Here is a 20,474-nt window from a genome sequence, read left to right as displayed (position 1 = left end):
GGCTCGGGGCTGCAGGCTGGATGAACGGACCGAAGAAATGACGGGCAAGTTGTCACACAAGTCCGTATAATCGGTTAATTCGCCCTTCAAAAACCTGCGCGACGGCCTCCGCGCCGCCCGAGCCGATCCCATGTCCATCGAAAAACTGCGCAATATCGCCATCGTCGCCCACGTCGATCACGGCAAGACCACCCTCGTCGATTGCCTGCTCAAACAGTCCGGCACGCTCAACGAGCGTACCGTGCTGGCCGAGCGCGTGATGGACTCGAACGATCAGGAAAAGGAACGCGGCATCACCATCCTGGCCAAGAACACCGCCATCACCTGGCAGGGCAACCGCATCAACATCGTCGACACCCCCGGCCACGCCGACTTCGGCGGTGAGGTGGAGCGCGTGCTGTCGATGGTGGACTCGGTGCTGATCCTGGTCGACGCGATGGACGGCCCGATGCCGCAGACCCGCTTCGTGACGCAGAAGGCGTTCGCGATGGGCTTCAAGCCGATCGTGGTGGTGAACAAGGTCGACCGTCCCGGCGCCCGCCCCGAGTGGGTCGTCGAGCAGGTCTGGGATCTGTTCGACCGCCTCGGCGCCACCCCCGAGCAGATGGATTTTCCGATCGTCTACGCCTCGGCGCTGAACGGCTACGCCAGCCTCGACGACAGCGTGCGCGAAGGCGACATGACCCCGCTGTACGAAGCGATCATGCAGCACGTCAGCAAGCCCGACGTCGATCCGGACGGCCCGTTCCAGATGCGCATCAGCCAGCTGGACTACAACAACTTCGTCGGCGTGATCGGCATCGGCCGCATCCAGCGCGGCACGCTGAAGAAGAACATGCCGGTGGCGGTGATCGACCGCCATGGCAAGAAGCGCCAGGGCAAGGTGCTGCAGGTGCTCGGCTTCATGGGCCTGGAGCGCATCGAGCAGGAAACCGCGGAGGCCGGCGACATCGTGGCCATCTCCGGCATCGCCGACCTGACCATCTCCGATACCATCACCGCGCTGGATGCACCCGAGGCGTTGCCCGCGCTGACCGTCGACGAGCCGACCATCAGCATGACTTTCCAGGTGAACAATTCGCCGTTCGCCGGCAACAAGGACCTCAGCGGCGGCAAGTTCCTCACCAGCCGCCAGCTCAAGGACCGCCTGGAGCGCGAGCAGGTGCACAACGTGGCGCTGAAGGTCGAGCAGGGTTCGGACGCCGACAAGTTCCTGGTCTCCGGCCGCGGCGAGCTGCACCTGTCGGTACTGATCGAGAACATGCGCCGCGAAGGCTACGAGCTGGCCGTGTCGCGCCCGGAAGTGATCATCAAGGAAATCGACGGCCAGAAGATGGAGCCGATCGAGCAGCTGGTGGTCGACGTCGAGGAGACCCACCAGGGTCCGGTGATGGAACGCCTGGGCATGCGCAAGGGCCAGCTGAAAAACATGGAGCCCGACGGCAAGGGCCGCGTACGTCTGGAATACATGATCCCGGCGCGTGGTCTGATCGGCTTCCAGAACCAGTTCAAGACCCTCACCCAGGGCTCGGGCCTGCTGTTCCACGTGTTCGACCACTACGGCCCGAAGGAGGAAGGCCAGATCGCCAAGCGCCTCAACGGCGTGATGATCGCCAACGCCGGCGGCACCACCCCGGCCTACTCGCTGGGGCCGCTGCAGGATCGCGGCAAGCTGTTCGCGGCCGAGGGCGACAACGTGTACGAAGGCCAGCTGGTCGGCATCCACGCCAAGGACAACGACCTCACGGTGAACGTGATCAAGCCCAAGCCGCTGACCAACATGCGCGCCTCGGGCAAGGACGATGCGATCCAGCTGACCCCGGCGATCAAGTTCACGCTGGAACAGGCGCTGGACTTCATCGACGACGACGAGCTGGTCGAGGTCACCCCGAAGGAAATCCGCCTGCGCAAGAAACACCTCACCGAGAACGACCGCAAGCGCGCCTCGCGCGGCTCGTGACGAAACCGTGTAGCGCACGCGACCGGCATTGACACGCCGGTCGCGCGCGCCGATCATGCGCGCGCCCCGCCGGGGCCCATTGGATAATTGCAACCCAGATGAACGACGATCCCGCCAGTAGTCGCGGCGGCAGCGCGACGCGCCAGCGTCGCCATGCCCACCACAGCCATACCATCACGGCACGGCCGTGAGCGGGACCGTACCGGTCTGACCCGCTCGCTCCGTGCCCCTGCACGGAACGAGAACATGCGCTTCGCCCGTTTCCTCCTCGCCGCGCCGCTGGCGCTGGTCGCCCCGCTCTCCCACGCCGGCGACGCGCCCCTGTTCGTGCCCCAGTGGCTGGGCGCGCAGTACACCTTCGTCGACCAGCACCAGTCCCCGCTGCACTCGCCCTACGCCGGCCCGCTGAGCCTGCACGCCCGCAGCGACACCAGGCGCTCGGACACTTTCGGCGCCTACTTCGGCGTGGCCCTGCCTGCACGCCTGCAGTTCTACCTCGACGTGGAAATGTTCAAGGGCGGCGGCGTCAGCGACGCCACCGGGCTGGGCGGCCTGACCAACGGCGACGTGATCCGCTCCGGCACCACCGGGCTCGGCAAGGGCCCCTACGTGGCCCGCCGCTTCCTGCGCTGGACGCTGCCCCTCGGCGACGCCACCTCGACAGGGGAGCGTGCCCAGGATCAGCTGCCGGGCGCGGAAGCCGTGCGGCGGGTCGAGGTCAAGATCGGCAAGATGGCCGCCAGCGACGACTTCGACAAGAACCGCTACGCCGGCAGCACGCGCACCCAGTTCATGAACTGGACGCTGTTCAACGACACCGCCTGGGATTTCGCCGCCGATACCCGCGGCTACACCGACGGCGTGATGCTGGCCTGGGTGGATGCGGGCTGGAGCCTGCGCTACGGCATCTACCGGATGCCCGTGCACGCCAACGGCCAGCGCCTGGTGCCGTCGTTGCGCCAGGCCCGCGGCGAGCAGGTCGAGCTGACCGTGCAGCCCGAGCCGGATGGCTGGGCGTTGCGCCTGCTGGCCTTCCGCAACATCGCCTCGATGGGCGTGTACCGGCAGGCCATCGCCACCGCGCAGGCCAGCGGCAGCGTGCCCGACATCACCGCCGACGAGCGCCCCGGCCGGCGCAGGTATGGCTTCGGCCTCAACGGCGAGCTGCCGCTGGCCGACCACGGCGACACCGGCCTGTTCCTGCGCGCCGGCTGGAACGACGGCCGCACCGAATCGTTCGCCTTCACCGAGGTCGACCGCACCCTCAGCGGCGGCTTCCAGTTGTCGGGCGCGCACTGGAACCGTCCCGGCGATCGTCTCGGCGTCGGCGTCGCGCTCAATGCACTTTCGCCGGGGCATCGCGAATACCTCGCGCTGGGCGGCAGCGGCTTCGTGCTGGGCGATGGCGCGCTGCGCTACGGCCGGGAACAATTGCTCGAGGTCTACTACAGCTGCGCGGTCGGCCCGTACCTGACCCTGAGCCCCGACCTGCAACTGGTGCGCAACCCTGGCTACAACCGCGATCGCGGGCCGGCGCGCTTCGTGGCGCTGCGTATGCATCTGGAGCTCTGATCGGCGCAAGGCGCAGCAGCGGCGGGTGGCCCACCACAAGCTCAGGGTGCAGCCGCCTTCGCCTTGGCCGCGACCACGCGCAGCCCCGGCCGCTGCCTGGCCAGCTTGCGCAGCAGCTCGGCGAAGGCTTGCAGGTCATCGTGCCAAGGCGAGGCGTCGCGCCAGTACAGCGCGATCTCGCGGCCGCTCGTCTGCCCCTTGAGCTTTGCCAGCGCGATGTTCGGCATCGAGGCCAACCGCTCGTGCGCCAGCGCCGGCACCAACGCATAGCCGCCGCGCAGGCTGACCAGGGCGGCCAGGCTTTCCAGGCTGACGTCCTGCACGTGACCGTGCTCGCTGCCGTCACCATCGAGGCCGTCAGCGTGGCTTTCGGCCATCAGCATGGCCTCGGCCGGATCGAGCTGGGCCAGCGCGATGCTGTCGTGGCCGGCCAGTGGATGGTCGGCGCGCAGCATCAGTTCCCACGGCTCGAAGAACAGCGGGCGCGAGGCGATCCCGCTCACCGCCATCGCCGGCGGCGCCAGCACCGCGTCGAGTTCGCCCTCGCCCAGGCGGCGCAGCAGCCCGCGCGGCTTGCCTTCGGAGATGCCCAGCCGCGCGCCGGGGAAATGCTGCGGAAACGGTGCGATCAGGTGCGGCAGCAGATACGGCCCCAGCGAGGCCGGCACGCCCAGACGCAGCTCGCCGCCGAAGGCGACCGCGCCGGCGCGGGCGACCTGCTGCAGGTGCTCGGCGGCGGCCAGCAGCGCATCGATCTGCTGCAGCAAACGCTGGCCGCCGGCGGTAGGCACGATCTTCCGGCCGCCGCGCTCGAACAGCGGCGCGCCCAGCGCCTGCTCCACCTTCTGCACCTGGTGCGACAACCCGGAGGGGCTGATGTGCATCGCCCGCGCGGCACTGTTGAAACTGCCATGGCGGTGCACCGCCTGCACCAGCGCGAGATCGCGCAGCGAAACCGCGGCCAGGCCCATCGAAATCATCGCATGCTGCATGTCATCAAAGGCGTTTGCGTGTGCCGGGCATCGGATCCATCCTGTGCGGCGAAGTCGCCACAAAACTGCGCGCAGTGTACCCCGTCGATGCGGCCTGCCGGCGATTGGCATGGCCGCATTGCAGCCTTCGCCGGGCGCCGCCGAGTCGCGGCCCTGCGGGGTTTGCGCGATAATCGCGTTTTTGCCGGAAAGGCCATCCCTGTGCCGTTCCGGCAGCGTCGTCGAGTCATCCCAGCCGCAGGATCCAGCCAGGAGCACGTCCCCATGAAAGACACCTTTTCCGTACGCGACACCCTCGAGGTCAACGGCAAGAAGTACGCCTTCGCCAGCCTGACCAAGCTGGGCCGGCGCTTCGACCTGAAGCGGCTGCCGTACTCGATGAAGATCCTGCTGGAAAACCTGCTGCGCCACGAGGACGGTGTCGACGTCACCGCGAAGGAGGTCGAGGCCGTCGCAACGTGGGACGCCAAGGCCGAGCCGTCCACCGAGATCGCCTTCATGCCGGCGCGCGTGATCCTGCAGGACTTCACCGGCGTGCCTTGCGTGGTGGATCTGGCCGCCATGCGCGACGCGGTGGTGAAACTGGGCGGTGACGCCACCCAGATCAACCCGCTGACGCCGGTCGAGCTGGTCATCGACCACTCGGTGCAGGTGGACGTGTTCGGCTCCGAGGACGCGCTGGAACAGAACGTCGGGATCGAGTTCCAGCGCAATCAGGAACGCTACAGCTTCCTGCGCTGGGGCCAGAAGGCATTCAACAGCTTCAAGGTGGTGCCGCCGCGCACCGGCATCGTGCACCAGGTGAACCTGGAACATCTGGCCCGTGTGGTCATGGGCAGTGAAATCGATGGCCAGCTGTGGGCGTATCCGGACACCGTGTTCGGCACCGACTCGCACACCACCATGATCAACGGCCTGGGCGTGCTGGGCTGGGGCGTGGGCGGCATCGAGGCCGAGGCGGCGATGCTGGGCCAGCCCTCCTCCATGCTGATTCCGCAGGTGGTCGGCGTCAAACTCTCCGGCAAGCTGGGCGAAGGCGTCACCGCCACCGACCTGGTGCTCACCGTCACCCAGATGCTGCGCAAGCTGGGCGTGGTGGGCAAGTTCGTGGAGTTCTTCGGCCCGGGCCTGAAGCACCTGGCGTTGGCCGACCGCGCCACCATCGGCAACATGGCGCCCGAGTACGGCGCCACCTGCGGCATCTTCCCGATCGACCAGGAGGCGCTGAACTACCTGCGCCTGTCCGGCCGCAGCGCGGAACAGATCGCACTGGTCGAGTCTTACGCCAAGGCGCAGGGCCTGTGGCATGACGAGAACACCCCGGTTCCGGATTTCTCCGCGGTGCTGGAGCTCAACCTGGCCGATGTGAAACCGTCGATGGCCGGCCCGAAGCGTCCGCAGGATCGCGTGCTGCTGGCCGATGCGCAGCGAAACTTCCGCGAGGTGGTCGGCCCGCTCACCGCCAACCGCAAGAGGGGCAACGGCGACGTCCAGCGCTATGTCAACGAAGGCGGCTCCGGTGCGATCGGCAATCCCGCCAACGCCATCAACGAAGCCGGCGTGCTGGTGGAGAAGAACGGCGAGAGCTTCCGCCTCGGCGACGGCGCGGTGGTGATCGCCGCGATCACCTCCTGTACCAACACCTCCAACCCGGCGGTGATGCTGGGCGCCGGCATCCTGGCCAAGAAGGCCGCGGCGAAGGGACTGAAGGCCAAGCCGTGGGTGAAGACCTCGCTCGCGCCAGGCTCGAAGGTGGTCACCGACTACCTGGAAAAGACCGGCCTGCTGCAGGAACTGGAGAAGATCAACTTCTACCTGGTGGGCTACGGCTGCACCACCTGCATCGGCAACTCCGGCCCGCTGCCGGCGGAGATCAGCAAGGGCATTGCTGACGGCGACCTGGCGGTCTCGGCGGTGCTCTCCGGCAACCGCAACTTCGAGGGCCGTGTCCACGCCGAGGTCAAGCTGAACTATCTGGCCTCGCCGCCGCTGGTGGCCGCCTATGCGCTGGCCGGCACGCTGAACATCGACCTGACCCGCGACGCCATCGGCACCGGCATCGACGGCAAGCCGGTCTATCTGAAGGACATCTGGCCGAGCAACCAGGAAATCTCCGACGCCATCGCCGGCGCGATCAACCCGGAGATGTTCGCCAAGAACTACGCCGACGTGTTCAAGGGCGACAGCCGCTGGAACGCGATCGCCTCGCCGGATGGCGCGGTGTACCGCTGGGACGATTCCACCTACATCAAGAACCCGCCCTACTTCGACGGCATGACCATGGCGCTGGGCAAGGTCGAGGACATCCACGGCGCCCGCGTGCTGGGCGTGTTCGGCGACTCGATCACCACCGACCACATCTCGCCGGCTGGCGCGATCAAGAAGGACAGCCCGGCGGGCCGCTTCCTGATCGGGAAGGGCGTCGAGCCGAAGGACTTCAACTCCTACGGCTCGCGCCGCGGCAACGACGACGTGATGGTGCGCGGCACCTTCGCCAACATCCGCATCAAGAACCTGATGCTCGACAACGTCGAAGGCGGCTACACCTTGCACGTACCGAGCGGCGAGCAGCTGGCGATCTACGACGCGGCGATGAAGTACAAGGCGGAGAAGACACCGCTGGTGGTGCTGGCCGGCAAGGAATACGGCACCGGCTCCTCGCGCGACTGGGCGGCCAAGGGCACCTTGCTGCTGGGTGTGAAGGCGGTGATCGCCGAGAGCTTCGAGCGCATCCACCGGTCCAACCTGGTCGGCATGGGCGTGCTGCCGTGCACCTTCAAGGACGGCCAGAATGCGCAGTCGCTGGGTCTGACCGGCAAGGAGACCTTCGACATCACCGGACTGAATGACGGCAACTCACGGGAAGCCACGGTCACCGCCACCGCCGCCGATGGCAGCAAGAAACAGTTCGTCGTGAACGTGATGCTGCTGACGCCGAAGGAGCGCGAGTTCTTCCGCCACGGCGGCATCCTGCAGTACGTGCTGCGCCAGTTGGCGGGCAAAAAGGCCGCCTGAACCCCAGCGCGAGCCTTGTGTCGAACGAAAACCGCCCTGGTCTCGGGGCGGTTTTCTTGCACGCAAAGAAATCGCAGGAACCCGCTCGCGGCGGGCTCTTGCTTTTGCGAATCCCGAATCCCGAATCCCGAATCCCGGCTTTCAAAGCATCGCCCGCAGGCGGGCTCCTACAATGAATGCTTCCAGCTCGCTGTGTAGCAACGCCACGAGCCGTCTTCCTTGCGCCACGCGGACTCGACTTGATAGACCCCCAACTGGTTGGGCAGCAGCTTGCCGCCGCTGGTCAGCGTGACGGTGAAGCTCGCCACCATCCGTTCGCCACGGGGTTCGACCGACACCGGCCCCATGGTCACCCCGATGTGTTCGCCGCGCAGCGCCAGCAGCCTGATCATGCCGGTCAATCCGCGCCGGTCCAGTTGCCCCGCATTGCCGTCGAAGTCATCGCTCAGCGGAGCGCCCACATCGCTGGCCGAACCCGCTTCGGCCGCCCGTGCGATCGACGTGATGGCGGCGCGCACCTGCGCCTCGTCCGGCGTGCGTCGACAGGCCGGCAACGCCAGCGCGAGCAGCAGGACGATCGGCAAAAAAACGGTTTTCCCCAGTGCTCTCATCGACGCAACTCGCTGCAGTGCGGCTTGCCGCTGTACGCGGGCGTATGCTCCAATCAACCGGCGCATGGGCCATGATGGAGGCTGGCGCCATTCGATTCCATCAGTCGCTCCATCGTCATCGACAAAACAGGGAACCAAAGCATGAGCAACGAACGTCCGTGGCTGGAGAACTATCCAGCCGGCGTGCCTGAACAGATCGACGTCAGTCAATATGCTTCGGTACCGGCGGTGCTGGAAGAGGCGTTCACCCGCTTCCGCGACCGCCCGGCGTTCGCCAGCTTCGGCCGTCAGCTCAGCTACGGCCAGATCGACGAGATGAGCCGCCAGTTCGCCGGCTACCTCACCGGCGTGCTCAAGCTCGGCAAGGGCGATCGTGTCGCGATCATGATGCCGAACGTGCTGCAGTATCCGATCGCGTTGTTCGGCACGCTGCGCGCCGGCCTGGTGGTGGTCAACACCAACCCGATGTATACCGCGCGCGAGCTCAAGCACCAGCTGGAGGATTCCGGCGCCAAGGCGATCGTGGTGCTGGACAACTTCGCCGGCACCCTGCAGCACGTGGTGGCCGAGACCCACGTGCAGCACATCATCACCACCGGCATCGGCGACCTGCTCGGCTTCCCCAAGGGCGCGCTGATCAACTTCGTGCTGAAGCACGTGAAGAAGATGGTGCCTGCGTTCGACCTGCCGCAGGCCGTGCGCTTTCGCGACGCGCTGGCGCGCGGCGCCGCGCATCCGCTGCAGCCGGTGACGCTGGGCCACGACGACATCGCCTTCCTGCAATACACCGGCGGCACCACCGGCGTAGCCAAGGGTGCGATGCTGACCCACGGCAACATGGTGGCGAACACGCTGCAGGCCGCCGCGTGGATCGGCACCGACCTGGTCACGCCCGGCGAAGAGGTGATCATCACCGCGCTGCCGCTGTACCACATCTTCTCGCTGACTGCGAACGGCCTGGTGTTCATGCGCCTGGGCGGTCTCAACTGGCTGATCACCAACCCGCGCGACATGCCCGGCTTCGTCAAGGAACTGCGCAAGTCCGGCTTCACCGCGCTGACCGGTGTCAACACGCTGTTCAACGGCCTGCTCAACACGCCCGGTTTCTCCGAGCTGGACTTCTCGAAACTGCACCTGACCCTGGGCGGCGGCATGGCGGTGCAGCGCGCCGTGGCCGAACGCTGGAAGAAGGTCACCGGCTGCACCCTGGCCGAGGCCTACGGGTTGACCGAAACCTCGCCGGCGGTCTGCATCAACCCGCTCGACCTCAAGGAATACAACGGTTCGATCGGCCTGCCGGTGCCGTCCACCAACGTGGCGATCTGGTCGGAGGAAGGCAAACCGCTGCCGCTCGGCGAAGTCGGCGAGCTGATGGTGCAGGGCCCGCAAGTCATGAAGGGCTACTGGAACCGTCCGGACGAGACCGCCAAGGTGCTCGATGCCGATGGCTGGCTGCACACCGGCGACATCGCGAAGATGGACGCGAATGGCTACTTCTATATCGTCGACCGCAAGAAGGACATGATCCTGGTATCCGGCTTCAACGTGTACCCGAACGAGGTCGAGGACACCGTCATGCAGCATCCCGGCGTGCTCGAGGTGGCTGCGGTCGGCGTGCCGGACGAACATTCCGGCGAAGTGGTGAAGCTGTTCGTGGTGCGCAAGGACCCGAACCTCACCGAGGAGGCGCTCAAGCAGTTCTGCCGCGAGAACCTCACCGGCTACAAGCGGCCCAAGCTGATCGAGTTCCGCGACAGCCTGCCCAAGAGCAACGTGGGCAAGATCCTGCGCCGCGAACTGCGCGACGAGAAAAAAGTCCCGGCCTGAGTTCCGCGCGGCACCCGCAACCGAAAACGCCCGCGCATGCGGGCGTTTTCATGGGCTGGCCGCGTTCGCTCAGCCGTCCTTCCAGTGCTCCAGAATATCGGCGTAACCGCCCAGCAGGTTCCACAGCGGCACCTGCTTGTCCTCGGGGATGCGGCTGTAGGAAAACCCGATGTGGTGGTCGGAGATACGCGCCACCACGGCTTCGAGGTGGATGTGCAGGTTGTTGCCGAAGATCATGTCGAGCACCCAGCTTTGCCCGACGTGACCGGACCAGCCCAGCGGGCGACGCAACAGCGCACCGGTCGCCGAAATATCGACCAGCTCGGTCGGGCGCGACTCGCCATTGCTGCTCATCAGCACCGTCGTCTCGATCTGCATGCGCGCCGGACGCAGCTGCTCCGGTGCGCCGCCACCTTGCCCGTTCTTGTCGATCGCCATCAGTTCCACCGCCCGTTTGCACTTGCGCCCCGATGAGGGCATTGCGTCCAACATCGTCCTGAAATCTTGCTGCCGCATCATTCGCCGGCGATACGCTGCGCCATGGCCGGTCAGAATGGTCTGCTATTGCCGAAGCAATCACCATGCCATCCCATATGCCACACCCTGCCGAACGCCGCTCCGGACCTGCATGCGTCTCGCCCACCGGGCCACCCGGACCCGGAACCTGCATCGTGGCAGCACCGCCATCGCGACGCGTGTCACTGCCTGCCCGGCGTCGCCCAATACGATGCTGACGCGAGCCTGACCCAATTCGACGCATTAGGTCACATGCGGCCCCTGCCGCACTCACGGCGCATCGGTTCCCTCTGGCGCAGTCCGCCTATTGTGCCTGTCGACGGCGTCGGTGCGAAACCGGCAAACACCCGCCGCCGGCGCCTTGCGGGCGGCCACGGCCACTGGTGGCCTGCGCTGGACTTGGCGCCAACTAACCGCTACTCTTGCCCCACGCGTGGCTCCATGGAATTGTTTGCCGAGCACTTCCGGCGCCCCTTGGCATCCATTCGATTGCTCTCGAACCGACCAGTGAACAGCCGGTGGCGTCGTTTCCGCCCTCCCTGGCTTGACGTCCCTGCCGTGGCTGACAACCCGCAGTCGACGCGCGATGGTCGCTGACGACCTGCCTGACCGAACCGCCATCGAGTGGCTTCGTCATGCCCGTCGTGACGATGGCGTCCGCCGCGCCTCGACCGAACAAGTGTGAAGAACGCAGTACCCCGGGAATACCGCCTCACCGCTGTGTTCCGAGTACGGACATCCGATGCCGTGCCGGCATGGGAATGGATCCGATCATGTTGAACGCACTGCACAGCCGCTGAAGACGGCCCATGACACGCATTGATGAGCACTGAGCCCGTCGAGCCACAGAGCCAGGTCGTCGCACCGCAGGACGCATTTGCGCCGGTACCGCAACAGCAGGAAATGCCGCTGGCCATCGTGCACGGTCAGCCGCTGCTGCAGATGCCGCAGGACCTGTACATTCCGCCGGATGCGCTCGAGGTCATCCTGGAGGCGTTCGAGGGGCCGCTGGACCTGCTGCTGTACCTGATCCGCCGGCAGAACCTCGACATCCTGGACATCCCGGTTGCCGAGATCACCCGGCAGTACATGGCCTACATCGAGCTGATGCGGGACGTGATACGGCTGGAGCTGGCCGCCGAGTACCTGCTGATGGCCGCGATCCTGGCCGAGATCAAGTCGCGACTGCTGCTGCCGCGACCGCCGGCCGAGGAAGGGCTGGAAGAGGACCCCCGTGCCGAACTGGTACGGCGCTTGCAGGAGTACGAACGGTACAAGCGCGCCGCCGAGGACATCGAGGCGATGCCCCGGCTGGAGCGCGACACGGCGGTGGTGCACGCCGACGTGGGCGAACGCAACGTGATCAGGTTGCCGCCGCCGCTGGAGCTGACCGAGCTGCTGCTGGCCCTGAAGGACGTGATGCACCGGGCCGAGCTGTTCGGACACCACGCGATCAAGCGCGAGACGCTCAGCGTGCGCCAGCGCATGGGCGAATTGCTGAGCCGGCTGGACGACGCCAGCTTCCGTCGCTTCGAGAGCCTGTTCGATGTCAGCGAAGGGCGGCTGGGCATCGTGGTGACCTTCCTGGCCATGCTGGAGCTGGCCAAGGAAATGCTGATCGAGATCGTCCAGGAAGAGCCGCTGGCGCCGATCTACGTGAAGGCCAAGGCGAGCCACGCCGAGGAGCCCGCTGACGCGCCGGCGGACGACGACCAGGCGGGCGAATCGGCACTGGTCGAATCGTCCGGCGAATGAACGACATCCACTGAGCAGTACCGATCAAACCGGCATCCGAACCCAAGGTCATGCAGATCGAGCAACTCAAACCCATCGTCGAGGCCGCCCTGCTGGCCTCCACCCAGCCAATGACCGTGCAGCAGCTGGGCGAGCTGTTCAACGAGGCCGACGAGGTCAGCCGCGAACAGGTCGCCAGGGCGATCGAGGCACTGGCCGAAGACTGCGCCGGCCGCGGCATCGAGCTGAAGGAAGTGGCCTCCGGCTTCCGCTACCAGGTGCGCCAGGACGTGCACCCGTGGATCTCGCGCATGTGGACCGAGCGGCCCAGCCGCTACTCGCGCGCACTGCTGGAAACGCTGGCGCTGATCGCCTATCGCCAGCCGATCACCCGCCCGGAGATCGAGCAGATCCGCGGCGTGGTGGTGTCCTCCAACATCATCAAGACGATGGAGGAGCGCGAGTGGATCCGCGTGGTCGGCTACCGCGACGTGCCCGGCAAGCCGGCGCTGTTCGGCACAACCCGCGCGTTCCTCGACTACTTCAACCTGAAATCGCTGGACCAGCTGCCGCCGCTGTCGGAGATCCGCGACCTGGAAGACCCGCAGCTGCGCTTCGAGCCCGAGCCCCTACCCGCCCGCGTCGTGCGCGACCTGCCGATCGACCCGGACGAGGAACTCCTGCACGAGCAGGATTCCGTCGATGCGGCAGCCGACGAGCACGACAACGCGACCGCCGCCGAAACGACGGTCGCCTCCGAATCCGGCGATGCCGGCTCCGACCCGAGCCTGCCCGCCGAGCCCCCGACAACCACTGCCGACGAGGCAGCGAACCCCGCTGCGGACGCCGAACCCGACGCCGCCGAGCAAGATCCCGAGGAGTACCGCGCATGAATGCGCCGCAAAAATCCGTTTTGTCCCTGAAGCGCGAACCGCGCGCCGACAGCGACGCCCCCGCCCTGGAAGAACGCCTGCACAAGGTGCTGGCCAACGCCGGCCTCGGCTCGCGCCGCATGCTCGAACAGCGCATCCAGTCCGGCGAAGTCGAGCTGAATGGCGCTCCCGCCAGCATCGGCATGAGTGTGAAGTCGGGTGACCGCGTGATCATGGACGGCAAGCAATTCGTGGTGGCCACCGACAGCCGCGACGATACCGAGGTGCTGATCTACCACAAGCCCGAAGGCGAGCTGACCACCCGCGAGGATCCCGAAGGCCGCCCCACCGTGTTCGAGCAGCTGCCACGCCTGAAGGGCGCGCGCTGGGTCGCCGTGGGCCGCCTCGACATCAACACCACCGGCCTGCTGTTGCTGACCACCGACGGCGAGCTGGCCAACGCGCTGATGCATCCCAAGAGCGGCCTCGAGCGCGAATACCTGTGCCGCGTGCACGGCGAAGTACCCGACGAGGTCATCGAGAAACTCAAGGCCGGCGTGGAGCTGGATGACGGCCCGGCCCGCTTCGACGAGATCGCCGTGATCAGCCGCGGCGGCAGCCACAGCTGGTTCCGCGTGGTGATCCGCGAGGGCCGCAACCGCGAAGTACGCCGCCTGTGGGATTCACAGGGTTTCCTGGTCAGCCGGCTCAAGCGCATCCGCTACGGCGGCATCGAGCTGCCGCGCCACCTGCGCCGTGGCGAATGCGAAGCGCTCGACGCCGAGGGCGTCAAGCAGCTGCGCCAGACCAGCGGCCTCGGTCCCGCGCAACCGGTACTGACCCTGAGCCCGGTGCTGCACCAGCGCCGCACCAGTCGCAACGTCACCGAATACCGCCCCGAGCGTGGCGCCGGCACCGCCTGGACCGGCGGCCAGGACGAGGCGCGCGAGCTGCGCGCGTACGACCGCATCCGCGAGGAACCCGTACGCGGCCGCAAGCCGCCGCGGCGCGACGGCAAGGAAGTCAACGGCAACCTGGCGCGCCCTGAACGTGGCGCGGCGGGAGGCAAGCGTGGCGGCAAGAAGAGCCGGCGCGTGGCGCCGGGCCAGGAGTTGCCATCGGTGCGCAGCTGGTTTGCCGGCGAGAGCCGCGACGGCGGCCCCCGTGCCGCTGCTTCGCGTGGCAACCCCGGTGGTGTCGCCGGCAACCGCCGCCAGGCCGGCGGCAACCAGGGCCGCGCGGCGGGCAGCCCCTACGGCAGTTTCGGCACCGAATCGCGTGGTCCGGGCCTTGGCGGCAATCGTGCCCCGGGCAACCGCGGTTCGCGCCCGCACGGACAAGGCCAGGGCCAGGACAACCGCACGCCCGGCAATCCGGCACGCCCGCAAGGTCATGGCGGCAATCGCCCGCAAGGCGGTCGGCACGGCGGCGGTCGGCCGTCGGGTCGCGGCGGCAACCGTTCGGGCAACCGCTGAGGCGGCCGGCGATGCTGCGCATCTATCACAACAGCCGCTGCTCCAAATCGCGCGCCACGCTGGCGTTGCTGGAGCAGCACGGCGGGGAGATCGAGGTGGTCAACTACCTCGACACGCCGCCGAGCGCCGCCGAACTGGCCGTGCTGCTGCGGCAACTGGGCATGAGCGCGCGCGAACTGCTGCGCACCGGCGAGGAGGAGTACCGCGTGCTGGGGCTGGACGATCCCGCGCTCGATGACGATACCCTGGTCGCCGCGATGGTGGCGCACCCGAAGCTGATTGAACGCCCGATCGTGGTCGCCAACGGCAAGGCCGCCATCGGGCGCCCGCCGGAAGCGGTGCTGGCGATACTCTGAGTCTCTTCACAGAAAGCCGTCCTCAAGGCGGCTTTCTGTTCTGAACCGGATGGTCGCAGGAGCCCGCTTGCGGGCGATGCTTCTGTCGGGATTCGCGAAAGCAAGAGCATCGCCCGCAAGCGAGCTCCTACAAACGGAGCGGCCAAAAATGGTATCGGCCGGAGGTTCAACCCGGATCGAGCGAAAACGCGTCGGCGTCCATCCACGCCGGGAAACGCTTGCGGTGCGCCAGCAGCGGAGCCAGGTCCAGCGTGACCGTCACCACCTGCTCCTGCGCGCCCAGTTCCACCAGCGGCTCGCCGACCGGATCGATTACCGCGCTGTCGCCAGCGTAAGGCAGTTCGTTGCCGTCCACGCCGACCCGGTTCACACCGGCCACGTAGCACAGGTTTTCGATCGCGCGTGCGCGCAGCAGCGTACGCCAGGGCTGGCGGCGCGGTGCCGGCCAGTTCGCCACGAAGATGGCGAGGTCGTAATCCATGCCGCCGCCAGCGGAGGCCAGCCGGCGGTTGCGCAGCCACACCGGAAAGCGCAGGTCGTAGCAGACCTGCGGCAGGATGCGCCAGCCCTTCAGCTCAACCACCAGGCGCTCGCTGCCGCCGCCGTAGCGGGTGTGCTCGCCGGCCATGCGGAACAGGTGGCGCTTGTCGTACTGCGCGAAGCTGCCGTCCGGTCGCATCCACAGCAGGCGGTTGTAGACCACGCCATCCTCGCGGATTGCCAGGCTGCCGCAGACCACGGCGTCCACTTCGGCCGCCAGGGCGCGCAGCCATGCCACGCCCTCGCCGTCCATGGTATCGGCGCTGGCGTGGGTGTCGTTGCTGAAGCCGGACAGGAACGTCTCGGGCAACACGACCAGGTCGCTGCCCCTGACCTGGTGCACCAGCGTGCCGTAGTAGTCGCGGTTCGCCGGCGCATCGTGCCAGCGGGTGGCGCCCTGCACCAGCGATACGCGCAGCGGTTCGAGGCTCACGCCGTCGCTGCTCATAGCCGGCACAGCCGCTCGGCGGCCGCCTCCATGGTGGCGTCGCTCTTGGCGAAGCACAGCCGCAGCAATCGCGTACCCGGTGCGCGCTCGTAGAATGGCGTCAGCGGAATCGCCGCCACGCCGCCGTGCTCGACCAGCCACCTGCTGAAAGCGAGGTCGTCCTCGTCGCGGATCGCCGAATAGTCGACCAGCTGGAAATAGCCGCCCGGCACGTCGAGCAGCTTGAAGCGCGACGGCGCCAGCAGCGCGCGGAAGCGGTCGCGCTTGGCCTGGTAGAACGCCGGCAATTCCAGGTAATGCTGCGGGTCGCTGGCCATGAACTCGGCGAACGCCGCCTGCGCCGGGTGGAAGGTGCAGAAGGTGAGGTACTGGTGCACCTTGCGGAACTCGGCCGACAGCGCGGCCGGCGCCACCGCGTAGCCGACTTTCCAGCCGGTGCAGTGGTAGGTCTTGCCGAACGAGGAGACCACGATGCTGCGCCCGGCCAGCTCCGGATGGCGCAGCACGCTTTCGTGCTGCGCGCCGTCGTAGACGATGTGCTCGTAGACCTCGTCGGACAACACCACGATGCCGGTGTCGCGCACGATCGCCGCCAGCTCTTCCAGATCATCCGCCGACAGCACCGCGCCCGACGGGTTGTGCGGCGTGTTGATCATGATCATGCGGGTCTTCGGCGTCACCGCGTCGCGCACGCGCTGCCAGTCGATCGCGAACGCCGGCACGGTCAGCGGGATGTGCACCGCGCGCGCACCCTGCAGCTCGATCGCCGGCTCGTAGCAGTCGTAGGCCGGGTCGAACACAATCACCTCCTCGCCCGCGCGCACCGTCGCGGCAATCGCCGCGAAGATCGCCTCGGTGGCGCCGGAGGTGAGCGTGATGTCGGTATCGACATCGAGACGGCGGCCGTACAGACGCTCGGTCTTCAGCACGATCTGCTCGCGAAGGGCCGCCGTGCCGTGCATCGGCGCGTACTGGTTGCGGCCTTCGTTCATGGCGCGCGTCAGCGCATCGCGCAGCCCCTGCGGCGGCTCGAAGTCGGGAAAGCCCTGGCCCAGGTTGACCGCCTTGTGTTGCAGCGCAAGCTGGCTCATCACACTGAAGATGGTGGTGCCGACTTTGGGAAGCTTGGTCGCGATCATCGTTTGGCCGTATAAATGTCCGTGAGCCCAACAGGGTACCGCATCGGATCCGCCCTGCGCATCACGCTGCGGGAAGTTCGTCCCTTGCGCCGCGCTTGCTCTGCTCGTGCTTCAGCGGGGTGGTGGCCGGCAGCCGCTCGGCCAGGAAATCCACCAGCGCGCGTACGCCCGGCAGCATGCCGCGGCGGCTGGGGTAGACGAAGTGCATGGTGCCCTCGGGCACGCTCCACTCCGGCAGCACCACTTCCAGTTCACCCGCGGCGATCGCCGGCGCGCAGACGAACTCCGGCAGCAACGCCACGCCCATGCCGCGACGGGCGGCTTCCAGCAGCACGGCGAAATCACCGGTGATCAGCCGCGCCTGCACTTCCACGCTGGTCTGCGCGCCGTTGGCGCCGATCAGTTCCCACAGCTGGGCGCCCTCGTGCTCGCTCATCGACAGCGCCGGCAGCCGGGCCAGGTCGTCCGGCTGAACCGGGCGCCCCAGCGCCTTCAGCAGCGCCGGGCTGGCCACCAGCTTGGTGCGCGACAGGCCGAACGTGCGGATCACCAGGTTTGCGTCAGTGTCCAGCTTGGTGCGCACGCGGATCGCCAGGTCATAACCTTCGCCGATCACGTCGACCCGGCGATTGCCGGACAGCAGCCGCACCTGCATCTTCGGGTACTGCGCGAGAAAATCCGGCAGCACGTGCGCCAGCACGGTCTGCGCCAGCGACACGGGGCAGCTCAGCCTCACCACGCCACGCGGTTCGGCGCGCAGCTCGTCTACCGCATCCTGCGCCGCCTGCGCTTCTTCCAGCACCGCGCGACAGTGGGCATAGAAGCGCTCGCCGACTTCGGTCACCACGAAGCGCCGGGTGGTCCGCTGCAGCAGGCGCACGCCGAGACGTTCCTCCAGTTGCGCCACGCGTTTGCTCAGGCGCGACTTCGGCACGCCCAGCGCGCGACCGGCCGCGGAAAAGCCGCCGTGCTCGACCACCGCGGCGAAGAAATACAGGTCGTTGAGGTCCTGCAGGGCACCGCTCAGCATCGTCATGGTCGTTTCCATTCAAGAACGACAAGTTCGATAACCGCCGTCTCATCGCGACATTGTTCCGAATATATCCTGATTTCCATCGCCAATCACTTGGTTCGATCAGGAACCTGCTCATGAAACTCTTGCATATCGACTCCAGCGCGCCGGGTGGCTACCCGGTGTCGCGTCAACTGACCGCCGACATCGTAGCCGAGCTGAAGCGCAGCACGCTCGAAGCCAATGTCCGCTGCCACGACTGGCCGCACAGCCTCCGTGCTCGGCACCGAAATACCGGAAGAATCCCTCACCGCCGACGTGGTGGTGATCGGCGCGCCGATGTACAACTTCGCCATCTCCAGTTCGCTCAAGGCCTGGCTCGACCGCATCCTGGTTGCCGGCAAGACCTTCCGCTACGCCGCGAACGGCCCCGAAGGCCGGGCCGGCGGCAAGCGGGTGATCATCGCCTCCCGCCGCGGCGGCATCTGCGGCAAGAACGCACTGGCTGCGGCGACGGACTTCCAGGAACCCTGCCTGCGTGCCGTCTTCGCCTTCATCGGCATCAACGAGGTCGAGTTCGTGCGGGAGGCGTTTGCCGTGGTGCGCGCCACGGCACGGGTTGCGCAGTGGAAAAACCGCACGCACGCCGACACACTGCCGGTTCCATCGCCATGGGGAACTGCGCATGAACCGCTTGCTCCATTTGCCGCTGCTGGCCCTGCTGGCACTCGCGCCGGCCGCGCAAGCCGCCGACCTGCTGGTCGACAACGTCAACGGCTACACGCTGGACAGCCACGGCAAGCTGCAGCGCTTCCAGGCGCTGCTGGTCGACCAGGGCAAGGTGGTGGCCACTGGCAGCCATGCCGAACTGGCCAGCCGCGCCGGCGACGCCAAGGTGGTCGACGGCCGCGGCCACACCCTGCTGCCCGGGCTGATCGACGCCCACGGCCACGTACTGGAACTCGGCTACGCGCGCAACAGCGTCGACCTCGCCGGCACGAAGTCGCTGGACGAGGCGCTGGCGAAGGTGAAGGCGTACGCCGCGGCGTACCCCGAGGCGAAGTGGATCCTCGGCAGCGGCTGGAACCAGGAAATCTGGAAGCTCGGTCGCTTCCCCACCGCGAAGGAACTCGACACCGCGGTCGCCGACCGTCCGGTCTGGCTGAGCCGCGTCGACGGCCACGCCGGCTGGGCCAACAGCGCCGCCATCAAGCTGGCTGGGATCGGCCAGGCCAGCCAGGATCCCAGCGGCGGGCGCATCGAGCGCGACGCCAGCGGCAACCCCGCCGGCGTCTTGGTCGACGGCGCCAGCGCGCTGATCGATGCGAAAGTCCCGCCGCCGACTCCGCAGCAGAAAGCCGCCGCGCTGGATACCGCACTGGCCGAAATGGCCAGCGTGGGCCTCACCGGCGTCGCCGATGCCGGCATCGACCTGGCCAATTACCGGCTCTACCGCCGCTATGCCGACGAGCACAAGCTCACCGCGCGTATCTACGCGATGATCCGCGGCACCGACGGCGATTTCGACACGATCAGCAAGGACGGCCCGCTGGTCGGCTACGGCAACGACTTCCTCACCGTGCGCGCGGTCAAGCTGTTCGCCGACGGCGCACTGGGCAGCCGCGGCGCGGCGATGCTCGCGCCCTACTCCGACGATCCGCACAACCGCGGCCTGCTGTTCCTGCAGCCGGCGGAGCTGACCGCGGAGATCGGCAAGGCGCTGGGCAGGGGCTACCAGGTCGCGGTCCACGCGATCGGCGACCACGCCAACCGCGAGGTGCTCGACAGCTACGCGGCAGCCTACAAAGCCCACCCCAACGGCATCGCGCTGCGCAACCGCATCGAGCATGCGCAGATCGTCTCGCTCGGGGACATCCCGCGCTTCGTGCCGCTCAAGCTGATCGCCTCGATGCAACCGACCCACGCCACCTCCGACATGAACATGGCCGAAGACCGCATCGGCCACCAGCGGATCAAGGGCGCCTACGCCTGGCAGCGCTTCCTCCAGCAGGGCACGATCGTCGCCGGCGGCTCGGATTTCCCGGTGGAATCGCCGAACCCGTTCTACGGCCTGTACTCGGCGATCACCCGCGAAGACCACCAGGGCCAGCCGCCGGGCGGCTGGTACCCGGACCAGGACATGACGCCGACCGAGGCATTGCGCGTGTTCACCCTCGATGCGGCGTACGCGGAACACGCGGAAAAGACCCTGGGCACCTTGGAGCCGGGCAAGTGGGCCGACTTCATCCTGATCGACCACGACATCTTCAAGGATCCGGCCAGCAGGATCTGGAGCACCAAGGTGTTGCAGACCTGGGTCGGCGGCAGGCAGGTCTACGCTGCGCAGGACTGATCGGGTAAACCGCACGCGCAAAGGCCGACCTCGCAGCCGGCCTTTGCGCTGG

At 67.3% G+C, this 20,474-nt stretch carries 15 protein-coding genes and 1 pseudogene; 10 read left to right on the top strand and 6 right to left on the bottom strand.

Annotated features, from left to right (window positions below; all coding sequences use genetic code 11):
* The first annotated feature begins 130 nt into the window (after positions 1–130).
* Both typA and LRK53_RS09355 read left to right on the top strand, forming a co-directional pair.
* Positions 131–1,960, top strand: a complete 1,830-nt coding sequence (gene typA / locus LRK53_RS09360) for a translational GTPase TypA (RefSeq protein WP_027492242.1) — start codon at positions 131–133, stop codon at positions 1,958–1,960.
* A gap of 246 nt (positions 1,961–2,206) precedes the next feature.
* Entirely contained in the window at positions 2,207–3,532 is a 1,326-nt protein-coding gene (locus LRK53_RS09355; RefSeq protein WP_235642013.1) for a carbohydrate porin, read from the top strand.
* A gap of 41 nt (positions 3,533–3,573) precedes the next feature.
* On the opposite strand, the gene LRK53_RS09350 is transcribed toward LRK53_RS09355, so the two are convergent.
* Positions 3,574–4,524, bottom strand: a complete 951-nt coding sequence (locus LRK53_RS09350; protein ID WP_027492241.1) for a LysR family transcriptional regulator — start codon at positions 4,522–4,524, stop codon at positions 3,574–3,576.
* 264 nt (positions 4,525–4,788) lie between these two features.
* Here LRK53_RS09350 and acnA point away from each other — a divergent pair, with 264 nt between their 5' ends.
* Positions 4,789–7,539 (top strand): aconitate hydratase AcnA, encoded by a 2,751-nt coding sequence (gene acnA, locus LRK53_RS09345; RefSeq protein WP_027492240.1) that lies wholly within the window; start codon positions 4,789–4,791, stop codon positions 7,537–7,539.
* A 167-nt stretch (positions 7,540–7,706) separates the two neighbouring features.
* On the opposite strand, the gene LRK53_RS09340 is transcribed toward acnA, so the two are convergent.
* Positions 7,707–8,150, bottom strand: coding sequence for a hypothetical protein (locus LRK53_RS09340; protein WP_027492239.1), 444 nt, complete (start codon positions 8,148–8,150; stop codon positions 7,707–7,709).
* Between the two features lie 141 nt (positions 8,151–8,291).
* Here LRK53_RS09340 and LRK53_RS09335 point away from each other — a divergent pair, with 141 nt between their 5' ends.
* Complete coding sequence (locus tag LRK53_RS09335; RefSeq protein ID WP_027492238.1) at positions 8,292–9,977, top strand: long-chain-fatty-acid--CoA ligase; 1,686 nt, start codon at positions 8,292–8,294, stop codon at positions 9,975–9,977.
* A gap of 69 nt (positions 9,978–10,046) precedes the next feature.
* Here LRK53_RS09335 and LRK53_RS09330 read toward each other — a convergent pair whose 3' ends face one another.
* Positions 10,047–10,415 carry a PilZ domain-containing protein gene (locus tag LRK53_RS09330; RefSeq protein WP_027492237.1) on the bottom strand — a complete coding sequence of 123 codons (369 nt, stop codon included), beginning with the start codon at positions 10,413–10,415 and terminating at the stop codon, positions 10,047–10,049.
* A 900-nt stretch (positions 10,416–11,315) separates the two neighbouring features.
* Between LRK53_RS09330 and LRK53_RS09325 the strand changes: the two genes are divergently transcribed.
* From LRK53_RS09325 to arsC, 4 genes are read left to right on the top strand one after another with little or no spacing between them, the layout of a single operon-like run.
* Positions 11,316–12,248, top strand: coding sequence for a segregation/condensation protein A (locus tag LRK53_RS09325; RefSeq protein ID WP_027492236.1), 933 nt, complete (start codon positions 11,316–11,318; stop codon positions 12,246–12,248).
* A 50-nt stretch (positions 12,249–12,298) separates the two neighbouring features.
* Positions 12,299–13,120, top strand: coding sequence for an SMC-Scp complex subunit ScpB (gene scpB / locus LRK53_RS09320; RefSeq protein ID WP_027492235.1), 822 nt, complete (start codon positions 12,299–12,301; stop codon positions 13,118–13,120).
* Positions 13,117–14,574 carry a pseudouridine synthase gene (locus LRK53_RS09315; protein WP_235642012.1) on the top strand — a complete coding sequence of 486 codons (1,458 nt, stop codon included), beginning with the start codon at positions 13,117–13,119 and terminating at the stop codon, positions 14,572–14,574. The genes scpB and LRK53_RS09315 overlap by 4 nt, the downstream gene beginning before the upstream one ends.
* Positions 14,575–14,585: 11 nt before the next feature.
* Positions 14,586–14,930: an arsenate reductase (glutaredoxin) gene (gene arsC / locus LRK53_RS09310; RefSeq protein WP_027492234.1), complete on the top strand. Its 345-nt coding sequence runs from the start codon at positions 14,586–14,588 to the stop codon at positions 14,928–14,930.
* A gap of 166 nt (positions 14,931–15,096) precedes the next feature.
* Here arsC and LRK53_RS09305 read toward each other — a convergent pair whose 3' ends face one another.
* The 3 genes from LRK53_RS09305 to LRK53_RS09295 all read right to left on the bottom strand — a co-directional run bounded on the left by LRK53_RS09305 (position 15,097) and on the right by LRK53_RS09295 (position 18,093).
* A complete protein-coding gene (locus LRK53_RS09305) occupies positions 15,097–15,918 on the bottom strand; it encodes an amidohydrolase (protein ID WP_027492233.1) in 822 nt (273 codons plus the stop codon).
* On the bottom strand, positions 15,915–17,057 hold the full coding sequence (locus LRK53_RS09300) for a pyridoxal phosphate-dependent aminotransferase (RefSeq protein ID WP_027492232.1): 1,143 nt from the start codon (positions 17,055–17,057) through the stop codon (positions 15,915–15,917). Before LRK53_RS09300 ends, LRK53_RS09305 begins: the two co-directional genes overlap by 4 nt.
* Before the next feature lie 61 nt (positions 17,058–17,118).
* Complete coding sequence (locus LRK53_RS09295) at positions 17,119–18,093, bottom strand: LysR substrate-binding domain-containing protein (RefSeq protein WP_037089317.1); 975 nt, start codon at positions 18,091–18,093, stop codon at positions 17,119–17,121.
* A gap of 113 nt (positions 18,094–18,206) precedes the next feature.
* On the opposite strand from LRK53_RS09295, the pseudogene LRK53_RS09285 reads away from it, so the two are divergent.
* Together LRK53_RS09285 and LRK53_RS09280 are read left to right on the top strand one after the other, a co-directional pair.
* Positions 18,207–18,654 (top strand): annotated as a pseudogene (locus LRK53_RS09285) (FMN-dependent NADH-azoreductase); the annotation flags it as partial.
* Positions 18,655–18,754: 100 nt separating this feature from the next.
* Positions 18,755–20,422: an amidohydrolase gene (locus tag LRK53_RS09280; RefSeq protein ID WP_027492229.1), complete on the top strand. Its 1,668-nt coding sequence runs from the start codon at positions 18,755–18,757 to the stop codon at positions 20,420–20,422.
* Positions 20,423–20,474: the final 52 nt, after the last annotated feature.

It is taken from the genome of Rhodanobacter thiooxydans (assembly GCF_021545845.1).
In the GTDB taxonomy this organism is placed as follows: Bacteria; Pseudomonadota; Gammaproteobacteria; order Xanthomonadales; family Rhodanobacteraceae; genus Rhodanobacter.
This window is presented reverse-complemented; position numbering and strand designations above follow the sequence as displayed.